The sequence below is a fragment of the Neobacillus niacini genome, from assembly GCF_023715785.1.
Classification (GTDB): Bacteria; Bacillota; Bacilli; order Bacillales; family Cytobacillaceae; genus Neobacillus; species Neobacillus niacini_E.
In genome coordinates this window covers 1-264 of record NZ_JAMBOX010000111.1, presented here as the reverse complement: position 1 = coordinate 264, position 264 = coordinate 1, and the positions used below count along the sequence as shown (strand labels likewise).

1 protein-coding gene is annotated in these 264 nt (G+C 36.7%); it reads right to left on the bottom strand.

All coding sequences use genetic code 11. The features are described 5' to 3' along the window. The coding region (locus M3234_RS29070; RefSeq protein ID WP_464515148.1) for a transposase at positions 1-155 on the bottom strand (155 nt) is incomplete at its 3' end. Positions 156-264 lie beyond the last annotated feature (109 nt).

Sequence of the window (264 nt, the reverse complement as noted above, 5' to 3'; positions counted from 1 at the left end):
CCGTTATCGTCACTATAAAATGGACGTACTTTTTCAAGAAGAAATGAAAAGTCTACATATTTATCAATTAAACGAAGAAGGTGATCGTCCGGAACTAATTCATCAATAGACACAAATTCAAATTCACCTTGGCTAGACTCTTTTGGCTTAAACATTGAATTCACCACTTATTTTAATAGATTATTGGTTGACCTTTTTGATTTATTAATAACACCTGTTGATTTGCGCGGAAGGCACGAAGACTCCTGCGGGAGTACGGGGCAG